At 75.0% G+C, this 14181-nt stretch carries 11 protein-coding genes and 1 tRNA gene; 8 read left to right on the top strand and 4 right to left on the bottom strand.

Annotated features, from left to right (window positions below; all coding sequences use genetic code 11):
* Nucleotides 1-26: 26 nt before the first annotated feature.
* The gene (locus ACI8AA_RS11425) at nt 27-479 is read right to left on the bottom strand and encodes a GatB/YqeY domain-containing protein (RefSeq protein WP_457044532.1); all 453 of its coding nucleotides are present in this window, start codon (nt 477-479) and stop codon (nt 27-29) included.
* 74 nt (nt 480-553) lie between these two features.
* On the opposite strand from ACI8AA_RS11425, the gene ACI8AA_RS11420 reads away from it, so the two are divergent.
* The 5 genes from ACI8AA_RS11420 to ACI8AA_RS11400 all read left to right on the top strand — a co-directional run bounded on the left by ACI8AA_RS11420 (nt 554) and on the right by ACI8AA_RS11400 (nt 5963).
* A complete protein-coding gene (locus tag ACI8AA_RS11420; protein WP_457044531.1) occupies nt 554-1465 on the top strand; it encodes a metallophosphoesterase in 912 nt (303 codons plus the stop codon).
* Between the two features lie 91 nt (nt 1466-1556).
* A tRNA-Pro gene (locus ACI8AA_RS11415) sits at nt 1557-1630 on the top strand.
* A gap of 82 nt (nt 1631-1712) precedes the next feature.
* Nucleotides 1713-3062, top strand: coding sequence for a hemolysin family protein (locus tag ACI8AA_RS11410; protein ID WP_457044530.1), 1350 nt, complete (start codon nt 1713-1715; stop codon nt 3060-3062).
* Nucleotides 3059-4177, top strand: coding sequence for a hemolysin family protein (locus ACI8AA_RS11405; RefSeq protein ID WP_457044529.1), 1119 nt, complete (start codon nt 3059-3061; stop codon nt 4175-4177). The genes ACI8AA_RS11410 and ACI8AA_RS11405 overlap by 4 nt, the downstream gene beginning before the upstream one ends.
* A 4-nt stretch (nt 4178-4181) precedes the next feature.
* Complete coding sequence (locus ACI8AA_RS11400; RefSeq protein ID WP_457044528.1) at nt 4182-5963, top strand: prolyl oligopeptidase family serine peptidase; 1782 nt, start codon at nt 4182-4184, stop codon at nt 5961-5963.
* A gap of 55 nt (nt 5964-6018) precedes the next feature.
* Here ACI8AA_RS11400 and ACI8AA_RS11395 read toward each other — a convergent pair whose 3' ends face one another.
* The 3 genes from ACI8AA_RS11395 to ACI8AA_RS11385 form a co-directional block, all read right to left on the bottom strand.
* Nucleotides 6019-7206 (bottom strand): glycosyltransferase 87 family protein, encoded by a 1188-nt coding sequence (locus ACI8AA_RS11395; RefSeq protein WP_457044527.1) that lies wholly within the window; start codon nt 7204-7206, stop codon nt 6019-6021.
* Between the two features lie 91 nt (nt 7207-7297).
* Nucleotides 7298-8347 carry an aspartate-semialdehyde dehydrogenase gene (locus ACI8AA_RS11390; RefSeq protein WP_457044526.1) on the bottom strand — a complete coding sequence of 350 codons (1050 nt, stop codon included), beginning with the start codon at nt 8345-8347 and terminating at the stop codon, nt 7298-7300.
* The gene (locus ACI8AA_RS11385; protein ID WP_456942929.1) at nt 8344-9612 is read right to left on the bottom strand and encodes an aspartate kinase; all 1269 of its coding nucleotides are present in this window, start codon (nt 9610-9612) and stop codon (nt 8344-8346) included. Before ACI8AA_RS11385 ends, ACI8AA_RS11390 begins: the two co-directional genes overlap by 4 nt.
* A 94-nt stretch (nt 9613-9706) precedes the next feature.
* On the opposite strand from ACI8AA_RS11385, the gene ACI8AA_RS11380 reads away from it, so the two are divergent.
* The 3 genes from ACI8AA_RS11380 (at nt 9707) to leuA (ending at nt 14170) form a co-directional block, all read left to right on the top strand.
* Nucleotides 9707-11299 (top strand): phospholipase D family protein, encoded by a 1593-nt coding sequence (locus ACI8AA_RS11380; protein WP_457044525.1) that lies wholly within the window; start codon nt 9707-9709, stop codon nt 11297-11299.
* Nucleotides 11300-11593: 294 nt separating this feature from the next.
* Complete coding sequence (locus tag ACI8AA_RS11375; protein ID WP_457044524.1) at nt 11594-12256, top strand: helix-turn-helix domain-containing protein; 663 nt, start codon at nt 11594-11596, stop codon at nt 12254-12256.
* Between the two features lie 177 nt (nt 12257-12433).
* A complete protein-coding gene (leuA, locus tag ACI8AA_RS11370; protein WP_457044523.1) occupies nt 12434-14170 on the top strand; it encodes a 2-isopropylmalate synthase in 1737 nt (578 codons plus the stop codon).
* Nucleotides 14171-14181: the final 11 nt, after the last annotated feature.

Here is a 14181-nt window from a genome sequence, read left to right as displayed (position 1 = left end):
GGCCCGCTCCCCGGAGCGGGCCCGGGTCAGCCGAGCTGGCGGCGGACCTCCGCGGCCACCCGGGAGCCCTCGGCCCGGCCGGCGACGGCCGCGTTGGCGGCGCCCATGACCCGGCCCATGTCCTTCATGCCGCTCGCGCCGGTGCGGGTGATCGCGTCGGCGACGATCGCGGCGAGGTCGGCGTCGTCGAGCTGGGCGGGCAGGTAGGCGGCCACCACCTCGCCCTCCGCGCGCTCGCGGCCGGCCTGCTCGGCGCGGCCGGCCCCGTCGAACGCCTCGGCCGCCTCGCGGCGCCTCTTGGCCTCGCGCCGCAGCACCGCGAGCACCTCGTCGTCGGACAGCTCCCGGGCCTCCTTGCCCGCGACCTCCTCCGCGCTGACCGCCGCGAGCACCATCCGCAGCGTCGCGGTGCGCAGCTCGTCGCGGCTCTTCATGGCGGTGGTGAGGTCGGCGCGCAGCCGGTCCTTGAGGTCAGACACGCCGCCCAGCCTGGCACGACGACCTCCCGTTCCCGGCCGGTGGGGCCGCGGGCCGGCCCGTAGGCTCGGGCACCGTGCGCTGGTACACCGCCCTGCCCACGGCCATCGTCGCCGCGGGCGCCTCGTCCGTCGCCTACGCGTCGCTGTACGAGCGCAACCGCTGGACGCTGCGCCGCTTCGACGTCCCGGTGCTGGCCCCCGGCTCGGCGCCGCTGACCGTGCTGCACCTGTCGGACCTGCACATGACCGCCGGGCAGCGGTCCAAGCGCGACTGGGTGGCGGCGCTGGACGGCCTCGAGCCCGACCTCGTCGTCGACACCGGGGACAACCTGGCCGGGACCGACGCCGTCCCGACGGTGCTCCAGGCGCTGGACCCGCTGCTGGACCGGCCCGGGGCGTTCGTCACCTCGTCCAACGACTACTTCGCGCCGCGGCCCAAGAACCCGCTCAGCTACCTGACCCGGCCCGACAAGCGGGTGCACGGCACCGAGCTGCCCTGGCGCGACCTGCGCGACGGGCTGACCGGCCGCGGCTGGCTGGACCTCACCAACGCCCGCGGCGAGCTGACCGTCGCCGGCCGGCGGGTCGTGTTCGCCGGCTGCGACGACCCGCACATCCGGCGGGACGACTACGACGCCGTCGCCGGGCCGGCCGACCCGACGGCGGACCTGCGCATCGGCGTCGTCCACTCCCCCGAGCCGCGGGTGCTCGACCGCTTCGCCGCCGACGGCTACGACCTGCTGCTGTGCGGCCACACCCACGGCGGGCAGCTGCGGGTGCCGTTCTACGGGGCGCTGGTCACCAACTGCGGCATCGACCGGGACCGGGTCCGCTGGCTGCACCGCTGGGCCGAGCCCGCGCCGGGGCGCCCGAACGGCACCTGGCTGCACGTCTCGGCGGGCCTGGGCACCAGCCCCTACGCGCCCGCCCGGTTCGCCTGCCCGCCCGAGGCGACGCTGCTCACGCTGACCGCGCGGCCCGCCTGAGGAAGGACCCCTCTGCCCCCGCCACTCGCGGGCTCGCGGCGGGACCCTGCAGAGGGGCCACGGGAACGGGACGGTACAGTGGTCCAGGCACCGGGGTGTGGCGCAGCTTGGTAGCGCGCGTCGTTCGGGACGACGAGGCCGCAGGTTCAAATCCTGTCACCCCGACTCCAGCTCAGGGGCCGCCTCCGGGCGGCCCCTGAGTCGTTCCCGGGGTTGGCCGGGTGCCGATGCGGGCACCGGGGACCCGATGACCGAGTGGCTGCTCCTCCTCGCCGCCGTGCTGCTGACGGCACTGACCGGCTTCTTCGTCGCGGCCGAGTTCTCCCTGACCACGGTCGACCGCGGCCGCGTCGAGGAGGCCGCCCGCGCCGGGGACGCCCGGGCCGGCGGCGTGGCGACCGCGCTGCGGACCCTGTCGACCCAGCTCTCGGCCGCCCAGCTCGGCATCACGCTGACGACGCTCGTCGTCGGCTACCTGGCCGAGCCCGCGATCGGTCAGCTGCTGCACGGCCCGCTCGAGGCGCTCGGCCTGTCGCAGGCGGCGGCCACCGGCGTCTCCTACGGCCTGGCGCTGGCCCTGGCGACGACGCTGCAGATGCTGCTCGGCGAGCTCGGGCCGAAGAACCTGGCGATCGCCGACCCGCTGGGCATCGCGAAGGTCGTGGCGCCGGGGATGCGGGCGTTCACCGCGGTCGCGGGCGTCGTCGTCAACGCGCTGCAGCGGCTGGCCAACGCGATCGTGCGCCGGCTGGGCTTCGAACCCCGCGAGGAGCTGGACTCCGCCCGCGGCGCCGAGGAGCTGGCCGCGGTGGCCCGCCGGTCGGCGGCCGAGGGCGACCTCTCCCCCGTCGCCGCCCGCCTGCTCGAGCGCTCGCTGGGCCTGCGCGCCAAGTACGCCACCGACGTCATGACGCCGCGGACCCGGCTGTGGACGCTGCGGGCCAGCGCCACCGCCGCCGACGTCATCGCCGCGGCCACCGAGTCGGGCAACTCGCGCTTCCCGGTCTACGGCTCCGACCTCGACGAGGTCACCGGGGTCGTGCACGTCAAGCGCGCGGTCGCCGTCCCGGAGGCCGAGCGGGGCCGCCGCACCGCCGGCGAGCTGGCCGACCCGGTGCTCGCCGTCCCCTCGTCCCTGCGGCTGGAGCGGCTGCTGGACCTGCTGCGCGAGCAGGGCCTGCAGATCGCGCTGGTGGTCGACGAGTGGGGTGCCACGCACGGCGTGGTGACGCTGGAGGACATCGTGGAGGAGCTGGTCGGGGAGATCACCGACGAGACCGACCGGCCGCTGCGCACCATGCGCCGGGTCGACGACGTGCGGTGGGCGCTGTCCGGGCTGCTGCGCCCCGACGAGGTGCTCGAGCGGACCGGGATCGCGGTGCCCGAGGGCCGGTACGAGACGCTGGCCGGGTTCCTCGCCGAGCGGCTGCAGCAGCTGCCCGAGGTCGGCGACTGCGTCGAGTTCGACGGCGCGCGGCTGACCGTGCAGAGCCTCGACGGCCGCCGGGTCGCCCGGATCCTGGCCGAGCGGACGGTGGTGCTGCCGCCGGGCGCCACGGCCTCGCGGGCACGGGCGCGGCAGGAGGCGACGGCGTGAGCGACGTCGTCAGCCTGCTGATCCTGGTCGGCCTGCTGCTGGGCAACGCGTTCTTCGTGGCCGCCGAGTTCGCGCTGGTGTCCGCGCGGGTCGACCAGATCGAGCCGCGCGTCGCGCAGGGCTCCGCGCGGGCGGCCAGGACCCTGGCCGCGATGCGCAACGTGTCGCAGAACATGGCGGGCGCCCAGCTGGGCATCACGCTGTGCTCGCTGGGCCTGGGCGCCGTCGGCGAGCCCGCCGTCGCCCACCTCATCGAGGCCCCGCTGCACGCGCTCCACGTGCCGGACGCCCTCCTGCACCCGATCGCGCTGGTCGTCGCGCTGGCGCTGGTGACCGTGCTGCACATGGTGCTCGGCGAGATGGTGCCCAAGAACATCACCATCGCCGGCCCGGACCGCGCGGCGATCGCGCTCGGTCCGCCGCTGGCCGCCTTCACCCGGCTGCTCAAGCCGGTCATCTGGTTCTTCAACACCACGGCGAACGGCTTCGTGCGGGCGTTCGGCGCCACGCCCACCGACGAGGTGGCGGCCAGCTTCGACGAGGCCGAGATCCGCTCGATGATCACCCAGTCGCGGCGCGAGGGGCTGCTGGGCACCGAGGTCAGCGAGCTGGCGGCCGGCGCGCTCACCTTCGAGCAGCACACCGTCGAGGACGTGCTGCTGCCGATGGACACCGTCGTCACCGTGCCGCGCTCCACCACGCCGCGGCAGCTCGAGGCCGTCGTCGCCGAGCACGGCTTCAGCCGCTACCCGGTCCAGGCCGACGACGGGGCGCTGACCGGCTTCGTGCACGTCAAGGACGTGCTGGGCATCGGGGCCGAGGGCCGGGACCGGCCGATCCCGGAGGAGCACGTCAACCGGCTGGTGCCGATCGCGCCCGGCACGGGGCTGCCCGAGGTGCTCTCGGAGATGCGCGCGCAGGGCGCCCACCTCGGCGGCGTGGTGGACGTCCGCGGCGGGGAGCGGCACACCGTCGGCCTGGTGGCGCTGGAGGACGTGCTCGAGCTGCTCATCGGCGACGTCCGCGATGCCGCCGCCGACGCCGCGGCCGAACAGGCCCGGGCGATCGCCGCCCGGGGCGGCCGGAGGGCCGGGGCGGGCGCCGGGGGAAGATGAGCGGGTGAGCGCCCCCGTCCTGTCCCCGGAGGTCACCGCCCGCTGGCAGGCCCGCTTCCGCGCGCCCCGTGTCAGCCTGCCCGACTGGGCGCTGCGCGCGCCGCAGCGCTGCCTGTACGCCTCGGACGTCAGCGGCGTCGTCGAGCAGTACGCGTGGGACCGCACCACCGACGCGCACCGCCAGGCCACCGACCGGCCCAACGGCACGCTGATCGGCACGCTGTCCCCCGACGGCGAGACGATCTGGTGGTTCGCCGACACCGACGGGGACGAGTTCGGCGTCTGGATGGTGCAGCCGTTCGCGGGCGGCGACGACCGGGTCGCCGTCCCGGAGGTCGGGCCGGCCTACCCGGCCGGGCTGGAGATCGGCTCCTCGCTCGTGGCGATCGGCCGCTCCACCGACGACGGCAGCGAGCTGTGGCTGGCGCCCACCGGCGGGACGCCGCGGGTGGTCTACCGGCACGAGGACCCGGCCTCGGTGGACGCCCTCACCCTCGACGACGAGCTGCTGGTCATGTCGCACTCCGAGCACGGCGACCCGCGCTACCCGGCGCTTCGGGTGCTGCGGACCGCCGACGACGCGGTCGTGGCCGAGAAGTGGGACGGCGAGGGCCGCGGCCTGCACGCGCTGGAGTTCGCCCCGCTGCCCGGCGACCGGCGGCTGCTGGTCGGCCACGAGCGGCGCGGCCGGGAGGAGCTGCTGGTCTGGGACGTCGCGGCCGACACCGAGACCGAGATCGTGCTCGACCTGCCCGGCGACGTGACCGCCGGCTGGTACCCGGACGGGTCGGCGCTGCTCGTCGGCCACGACCACGCCGCCCGCAGCGAGCTGTACCGCTACGACCTCGCCACGGGCGCGCTGGAGCGGCTGGACACCCCGCCCGGCGTCGTCCGCGGGGCCACCGCCCGCCCGGACGGGACCGTGGAGCTGGCCTGGTCGTCGTCGGAGCGCCCGCCGGTGATCCGCCGCGCCGACGGGCCCGTGGTGCTCGCCGCGCCCGGCGAGGAGCCGCCGGCCGCGCACCCGGTCGAGGACCGCTGGGTGCCCGGCCCGGGCGGGGACGTGCACGCGCTCGTCGTCCGGCCGGCCGGGGAGCCGCCGTACGCGACGGCGTTCCTGGTGCACGGCGGCCCCGAGTCCGCCGACGACGACTCCTACCGCGCCCGCCGCGCCGCCTACGTCGACGCCGGCTACGCGGTCGTGCACGTCAACTACCGCGGCTCCACCGGCTACGGCAGCGCCTGGCGCGACGCGCTGACCGGCCGGCCCGGGCTCACCGAGCTCGAGGACGTCGGCGCGGTCTACGACGCGCTGGCCGCCGAGGGCTTCCTCGACCCGGCGCGGGCGGTGCTCACCGGCGGCTCGTGGGGGGGCTTCCTCACCCTGCTGGGCCTCGGCACCCAGCCCGAGCGCTGGGCCGCGGGCATCGCCGAGGTGCCCGTGGCCGACTACCTGGCCGCCTACGAGGACGAGATGGAGGGCCTGCGGGCCTACGACCGGGCGCTGTTCGGCGGCTCCCCCGACGAGGTGCACGAGCGCTACGTGCGGTCCTCGCCGATCACCTACGTCGAGCAGGTGCGGGCGCCGGTGCTCGTCGTCGCCGGCGCCAACGACCCCCGCTGCCCGATCCGGCAGATCGAGAACTACCTCGCCGAGCTGGACCGGCTGGGCCGCCCGCACGAGGTGTACCGCTTCGACGCCGGCCACGGCTCGCTGGTCATCGAGGAGACGATCCGGCAGGTCGAGACGGCGCTGTCGTTCGCGCTGCGGCACGTCACACCGTGACGTGTGGTCTCGGGAGCGGGGGCCGGAGGCTCCCCGACCGGGACCACGGAGCGGCTCAACGGCGGTCGGGGACGGCACGTGGCCGCGGTGTCGGCCGGTAGGCCGACGGTGTCATCGCCCTCGAGGGGAGCAGGGCGACGACGGCGAGCGTCGTCAGCAGGTAGAGGTCCTCGACCACGAGCCCCGGGACGCCGAGGTCGTGGTGGTGGCCGGGGTCGGCCTCGGCGAACCAGATCGACGACGACGCCAGCACCAGCCCGGTGACGACGGCGAGCGCCGCGGCGGGCCGGCGCCCGGACGGCCACCCGGGTGCCGCCGGGCTGCCCGCGGCGACGTCCACGAGGACGATCAGCGCGGGCACCAGCCAGACGAAGTGGTGCGACCAGGCGATCGGGCTGACCAGGCAGGCGGCCAGGCCGGTGAGCGCCACGCCGGCCAGGTCGTCCCCGGCGCGGGCGGCCCGCACCGCGCGGGTGAGCACCAGGGCGAGGACGGCGACGGCGAGGACCAGCCACACCGCCCGCGGCGGCTCAGCGGGGTCGGTGAGCCGCGCCAGCCCGCCGAGGATCGACTGGTTGGACGTCTTGTCCAGCCGGCCCACCCGCTCGGTCTGCCACAGGGTCTCGGTGAAGAACCGCCACGAGGTCGCCGGCGCGACGGCGAACGCCAGCCCGGTCACGACCGCCGCGGTGCCGACCGCCACGGCTGCCGCCCGCCAGCGCCGCGTCAGCAGCAGGTACACGACGAACAGCCCGGGCGTGATCTTGAAGGCCGCGGCCAGGCCGATGCCGACGCCGGCCCACCGCCACCCGCGGCGCAGCGCGGCGACGTCGGCCAGCACCAGCGCGAGCAGCAGCAGGTTGACCTGGCCGAAGCCGATCGTCTCCCGCACCGGCTCGAGCACGAACACCACCGGCAGTGCGGCCGCCACGGCGAAGACCACCGGCCACCCGTGCCGGCGGGCCGGCGGGGCGACCAGCCACGCGGTGGTCCCGGCCAGCACCAGCAGGTTGAGCCCGGCGTGCACGGCCGCGACCGCCTCGATGGACAGCAGCGTCATGGGCAGCACCGCCAGCGCCGCGAACGGCGGGTAGGTGAAGCCGTAGTCGGTGCGGCCGAACGTGTAGTCGTAGAGCGGCCGGCCCGAGCGCCACCACTCGACCGCGCCGTCGTAGACGCGCAGGTCGAACCAGTTGTGCCAGGGGTCGTTGGGCCCCAGCGCCGAGACCAGGCCGGCGAGCACCGCCAGCGCGAGGACGACGGCGACCTGCGCGGCGACCCGCCACCCGGCCCCCGGACGGCCGACGGGTGCCCTGTCCCTCAGCGCGGCCCGCTCAGCGCCGGAGCAGCAGCTCGGCGATCTGCACGGTGTTGAGCGCCGCGCCCTTGCGCAGGTTGTCGTTGCTGACGAACAGCACCAGCCCGCGGTCGTCGTCGACGCTCTGGTCCTGCCGGATGCGCCCGACGTAGCTGGGGTCCTGCCCGGCGGCCTGCAGCGGCGTCGGGACGTCGGTGAGCTGCACGCCCGGCGCCCCGGTGAGCAGCTCGGTGGCGCGGGCGACGGTCAGCGGCCGGGCGAACTCGACGTTGAGCGACAGCGAGTGCCCGGTGAAGACCGGCACCCGCACGCAGGTGCCCGCGACCCGCAGGTCGGGGATGCCGAGGATCTTGCGGCTCTCGTTGCGGAGCTTCTGCTCCTCGTCGGTCTCGAACGAGCCGTCGTCGACGACGCTGCCGGCCAGCGGCAGCACGTTGAACGCGATCGGGCGCACGTACTTCTGCGGCTCGGGGAAGGCCACCGCCGCGCCGTCGTGGGTGAGCTCGGCGGCCTTGTCGCCGACGGCCCGGACCTGCCCGTCGAGCTCCTCGACGCCGGCCAACCCGCTGCCGGAGACCGCCTGGTAGGTGCTGGCGACCAGCCGGACCAGCTGCGCCTCGTCGTGCAGCGGCTTGAGCACCGGCATCGCGGCCATCGTGGTGCAGTTCGGGTTGGCGACGATGCCCTTGGGGATGTCGGCCAGGGCGTGCGGGTTGACCTCGGCGACGACCAGGGGGACGTCGGGGTCCCGGCGCCACGCGGAGCTGTTGTCGACGACGGTCACGCCGGCCTCGGCGAACCGCGGCGCCTGCGCCCGCGAGGTGCTCGCGCCCGCGGAGAACAGCGCGACGTCGAGCCCGGTCGGGTCGGCGGTGGCGGCGTCCTCGACGGTGATCTCGCCGTCCGCCCAGGGCAGGGTGCTGCCGGCGCTGCGGGCGCTGGCGAAGAACCGCAGCTCGCTGAGCGGGAACTGCCGCTCGGCGAGGATCCGGCGCATGACGGCGCCGACCTGGCCGGTGGCGCCGACGACACCGACCCGCAGGCCGTCGCGCTTGGAGATGCTCATCGTCCGGTCCCTCCGTAGACCACGGCCTCCTCCTCGTCGCTGCCGAGGTCGAAGGCGTCGTGCACCGCGCGGACCGCGAGGTCCACGTCGCTGTCGCGGCAGACCACGGAGATGCGGATCTCCGAGGTGCTGATGAGCTCGAGGTTGACGCCGGCGTCGGCCAGGGCGCCGAAGAAGCGCGCCGAGACGCCGGGGTGGCTGCGCATGCCGGCGCCGACCAGGCTCACCTTGCCGATGTGCTGGTCGAACCGGACGTCGCTGTAGCCGACGGTGTGCTTGACCTTCTCCAGCGCGGCGATGGCGGCCGGGCCGTCGCTCTTGGGCAGCGTGAAGGAGATGTCGGCGAGCTTGCTGGCCTCGGCCGACACGTTCTGCACGATCATGTCGATGTTGATCTCGGCGTCGGCCAGCACGCGGAAGATCTGCGCGGCCTCACCCGGCCGGTCCGGGACGCCGTAGACGGTGATCTTGCCCTCGCTGCGGTCGTGCGCGACGCCGGTGATGATCGCCTGTTCCACGCTGAGGTCCTCCATCGAGCCGGTCACCACGGTGCCGGGGAGCTGTGAGTAGGAGCTGCGGACGTGCACCGGGATGCCGTAGCGGCGGGCGTACTCGACGCAGCGGAGCATGAGCACCTTCGCGCCGGAGGCCGCGAGCTCGAGCATCTCCTCGTAGGTGACCGTCTCCAGCCGCCGGGCGTTGGGGACGATCCGCGGGTCGGCGGTGAAGACGCCGTCGACGTCGGTGTAGATCTCGCAGACGTCGGCCTGCAGCGCCGCGGCGACGGCGACCGCGGTGGTGTCCGACCCGCCGCGGCCGAGCGTGGTGACGTCCTTGGTGTCCTGGCTGACGCCCTGGAACCCCGCGACGATGACGACCGAGCCCTCGTCCAGCGCCGAGCGCAGCCGGCCGGGCGTGACGTCGATGATCCGCGCCTTGCCGTGGCTGGAGGTCGTGATCACGCCGGCCTGCGAGCCGGTGAAGGACCGGGCCTCGTAGCCGTGCGTGCTGATCGCGATGGCCAGCAGCGCCATGGAGATGCGCTCGCCCGCGGTGAGGAGCATGTCCAGCTCGCGGCCGGGCGGCTCGTCGGTGATCTGCGCGGCCTGGTCGAGCAGCTCGTCGGTGGTGTCGCCCATCGCCGAGACCACGACGACGACGTCGTTGCCGGCCTTCTTCTCCGCGACGATGCGCTCCGCGACGCGCTTGATGTGGGCGGCGGAGGCCACGGAGGAGCCACCGTACTTCTGCACGACGAGGGCCACGGGTCCACAGGCTACCGATGCCGGCCTCCTCCCCCGTGAATCAGCCCGGCGCGGTCCCGTTGCGCCCCGCCGCCGCGGGCGATGTGATCACCGGGTGACCGCTCCCGAGCACTGGCTGCTCAGCGCCGAGGAGCGCGGCAACGCGGCCACGGAGCTGCCGGCCTGGACCGAGGGCAACCTCGCCGTGCCGCTGGTGCACGGCGCCACCTACTTCGACCGGCTGGTCGAGTGCGTCGAGGGGCTCGACGAGGGCGACCACCTGTTCTTCACCGACTGGCGCGGCGACCCCGACGAGGAGCTGCGCCCGGGCGGGCCGACCGTCGCCCAGCTGTTCACCGAGGCGGTGCGCCGCGGGGTGACCGTGCGCGGGCTGGTGTGGCGCTCGCACGTGGACTGGCTGTCGTTCAGCGCCCGCGAGAACCGGGCCCTGGACCGGGAGGTCGAGGACGGTGGCGGCCTGGTGGTGCTCGACCAGCGGGTGCGCCGTGGGGGCAGCCACCACCAGAAGCTCGTCGTCTGCCGGCACGACCAGGACCCGACGAAGGACACCGCCTTCGTCGGCGGGATCGACCTGTGCCACAGCCGCCGCGACGACGCCGAGCACCGCGGCGACCCGCAGACGCTGCCGATGGCCGCGGCGTACGGCCCCACCCCGCCCTGGCACGACGTGCAGCTGATGATCCGGGGCCCGGCCGTCGCGGCCCTGGACACGGTGTTCCGCGAGCGGTGGGACGACCCCACCGACCCCGACGAGGGCAACCCGATCGCGCACGTCGTCGACCGGTTCCGCCGGGGCCGCATGTTCGCCGACCCGCTGCCGCCGCAGCTGCCGCCCCCGCCGCCGATGGGGCCGCACCTGGTGCAGAACCTGCGGACCTACCCGGCGATCCGGCCGCGCTACGACTTCGCCCCCGACGGCGAGCGGTCGGTGGCCCGCGGCTACTCGAAGGCCATCCGGCGGGCGCGGCGGCTGATCTACCTCGAGGACCAGTACATGTGGTCGGCGGAGGTGGCGGAGCTGTTCGCCGACGCGCTGCGCGAGCACCCCGACCTGCACCTGGTCGTCGTCGTGCCGCGGGTGCCCGACCAGGACGGTGCGGTCGCCCAGCGGCCGCAGTACGTGGGGCGCTGGCAGGCGATCGAGATGTGCCGCCGGGCCGGTCGGGACCGGGTGCACGTGTACGACGTCGAGAACCACGAGGGGACGCCGGTCTACGTGCACGCGAAGGTGTGCGTGGTCGACGACGTATGGGCCAGCGTGGGCAGCGACAACTTCAACCGCCGCTCCTGGACCCACGACAGCGAGCTGTCCTCGGCCGTCCTCGACACCACCCTCGACCCCCGCGAGCCGCGCGACCCGGCCGGCACCGGCGACGGTGCGCGCCCCTTCGCCCGCGACCTGCGGCTGGTGCTCGCCCGCGAGCACACCGACCGGGCCGAGGACGGCAGCGAGGACGCCGACCTGCTCGACCCGGCCACGTTCGTCGCGACCCTCGACGCCGCGGCCGACGCGCTCGACGCCTGGTACGACGGGGGCCGCCGTGGCCCCCGCCCGCGCGGCCGGCTGCGCCACCACAGGGCCGAGCGGCTGACGCTGCCCACCCGCCTCTGGGCGACGCCGCTGTACCGCCTGGTCGACGACCCCGACGGCCGTCCCCTCCGCCTCCGCCGCCGCCGCGAGTTCTGACCCGCGGGACGCCTCACCGCACCACCCGCCGGCGGCGGCCGCTCCCACCCCGCCTCCGCCCCACCGGTCCGACCGGCCGGTCCCGGCGCACCCGCCCCGCCCGTGCCGGCCCGGGCAGTGCCACCTCCCGAGCGAACTCGTGCTCTGCCCACACCTGTGTGCAGAGCACGAGCGTCCGCAGACCCATAACAGGACCGGCCTTCGTGCACTGCCTACACCTGTGTGCAGAGCACGAGCTTCCACAGGAGGACATCCGGCAGCTCTCGCGCGAGTCCCGGCAGCGACGCTGGCCGGGTGTCCGACTTCTCCCTGTCCGGACTGCTCCGACGCATCCGTCGCGTCGCGGACCTGTCGCAGCGGGAACTGGCCCAGGCCGGAGGGCTGCCCAGCTCGACGGTGGCGGCCGCAGAGGCCGGGACGCGCGGGCTCGACGCCCGCGCGCTGGCCCGCCTGGCGGCCGTCGCGGGCTTGCGGCTGGCGCTGCTGGACGACGAGGGGCGGGAGGTGGCGCCGATGGACGGCGCGGCCGTGCGGGACGAGGGCGACCGGCACTTCCCCGCGCACCTCGACACCCGGCACGGCGACGACGGCTGGTGGCACGGGCCGCACCGGTACGACCGCACGCCGGTCACCTACACGTTCACCCGCGACCGGAGGAGCAGGGACGACCGCCGCCGGGTGCGCGGGACCCCGGAGGACCACCAGCTCCCCCGGCCGGGGGACGCCCTGGCCGACCGGGCCGCGGCCCGGCGGGCCGATGCGGCGAGGGCCCGCGCGGGGGAGCTGGAGCGCCGGCGGGCGGCCGGGCTGCTCCCGCCGCCCGCGCCGGAGTTCCGCTGCGTGTGCCCGCCGGCCTGCGACGACCTGCTGCTCGACGAGCCCCCGCCGGCGCCGGGCCGGCCCGCACCGCCCGCCCCGCACGCGCCGGACTGCGCGTGTGGCTGCGACCTGAGCTGACCCGCTGCTACCGTGGGCTCCGTGCGCGGCAGCCTCCTGCTTACCCGCCGCGGCGAGGCCTCCTCCTAGGTCGGCTCCCTCGCCGCGGAGATCCTGCCGTGGTCGATGACGTCCCGGTGCCCGCTGACCGCCCCCCAGGAGCGACAGTCCAGCCCGCACCAGAGGAGTCATCCCACCGTGACCAGCCCCCAGCACCCGCACGCCCGCAACCCCCAGCGCCCGTCGGGGATGCCGATCTCCCGCTACGCCCCGTTCCAGCCGGTCGACCTGTCCGACCGCACCTGGCCGCAGAAGGTCACCACGGTGGCCCCGCGCTGGTGCGCCGTCGACCTGCGCGACGGGAACCAGGCCCTGATCGACCCCATGAGCCCCGACCGCAAGCGCCGGATGTTCGAGCTGCTGGTGCGGATGGGCTACAAGGAGATCGAGGTCGGCTTCCCGGCGGCCAGCCAGACCGACTACGACTTCGTGCGCCAGCTCGTCGAGGACGACCTGGTACCCGACGACGTCACCATCCAGGTCCTCACCCAGGCCCGTGACGAGCTGATCGAGCGCACCTTCGAGTCGCTGCGCGGCGCGAAGCAGGCGATCGTCCACCTCTACAACTCGACCAGCACGCTGCAGCGCCGCGTCGTCTTCGCCAGCGACCGCGCCGGCATCGTCGACATCGCCGTCCACGGCGCCCAGCTGGTCCGCAAGCTGGCCGAGCAGGCCGGCGACACCGAGATCCGGTTCGAGTACAGCCCCGAGTCCTTCACCGGCACCGAGCTGGACTTCGCCGTCGAGATCTGCAACGCGGTCACCGACGTCTGGGAGCCGACCCCCGACCGGCCGACCATCCTCAACCTGCCGGCGACCGTCGAGATGGCCGAGCCGACCGTCTACGCCGACCAGGTCGAGTGGATGCACCGCAACCTGGGCCGCCGCGACGCCGTCGTGCTGAGCCTGCACCCGCACAACGACCGCGGCACCGCCGTCGCCGCCGCCGAGCTGGGCTACCGCGCCGGCGCCGACCGCATCGAGGGCTGTCTGTTCGGCAACGGCGAGCGCACCGGCAACGTCGACCTGGTCACCCTGGGCCTGAACCTGTTCAGCCAGGGCATCGACCCGCAGATCGACTTCTCCGACATCGACGAGATCCGCCGCACGGTCGAGTACTGCAACCAGCTCGGCGTGCACGAGCGGCACCCCTACGGCGGGGACCTGGTCTACACCGCCTTCTCCGGCTCCCACCAGGACGCCATCAACAAGGGCTTCAAGGCCCTCGAGGCCGACGCGGCCGCCGCCGGGAAGCCGGTCGAGCAGATGCCGTGGGCGGTGCCGTACCTGCCGATCGACCCCAAGGACGTCGGCCGGAGCTACGAGGCGGTCATCCGGGTCAACAGCCAGTCCGGCAAGGGCGGCGTCGCCTACATCATGAAGACCGAGAACCACCTCGACCTGCCCCGGCGGCTGCAGATCGAGTTCAGCGGGGTCGTCCAGCGGCACACGGACGACGAGGGCGGGGAGGTCACCGCCCAGCAGATGTGGGCCGCGTTCACCAGCGAGTACCTGCCCGACCCCGACGCCCCGTGGGGCCGGTTCGCCCTCAGCGGCCACCGGCACACCGCCCACGGCGAGCAGCTCGACGAGATGGTGGTCGAGCTGACCGCCGACGGCGTCCCGGTCACCGTGCAGGGCCGTGGCAACGGCCCTATCGCCGCGTTCGTCGACGCGCTGAAGACCCTCGACGTCGACGTCCGGGTCCTGGACTACGCCGAGCACGCGCTGTCCGCCGGTGGCGACGCCCGCGCCGCCGCCTACGTCGAGTGCGCGGTCGGCGAGCGGGTGCTGTGGGGCGTGGGCATCGACCCGAACATCGTCAGCGCCTCGCTGCGCGCCGTCGTCTCGGCGGTCAACCGGGCCCTGCGCTGAGGACGCGGACC

The organism is Geodermatophilus sp. SYSU D01180, assembly GCF_054050415.1.
Note: the sequence above shows the minus strand (reverse complement) of the source record. Positions and strands in the feature narration are given on the sequence as shown.

Excerpts from the sequence above, each read along its gene's own strand:
- ACI8AA_RS11390 (WP_457044526.1), bottom strand. The coding sequence starts at position 8,347 with ATGAGCATCTCCAAGCGCGACGGCCTGCGGGTCGGTGTCGTCGGCGCC.
- ACI8AA_RS11410 (WP_457044530.1), top strand. The coding sequence starts at position 1,713 with ATGACCGAGTGGCTGCTCCTCCTCGCCGCCGTGCTGCTGACGGCACTG.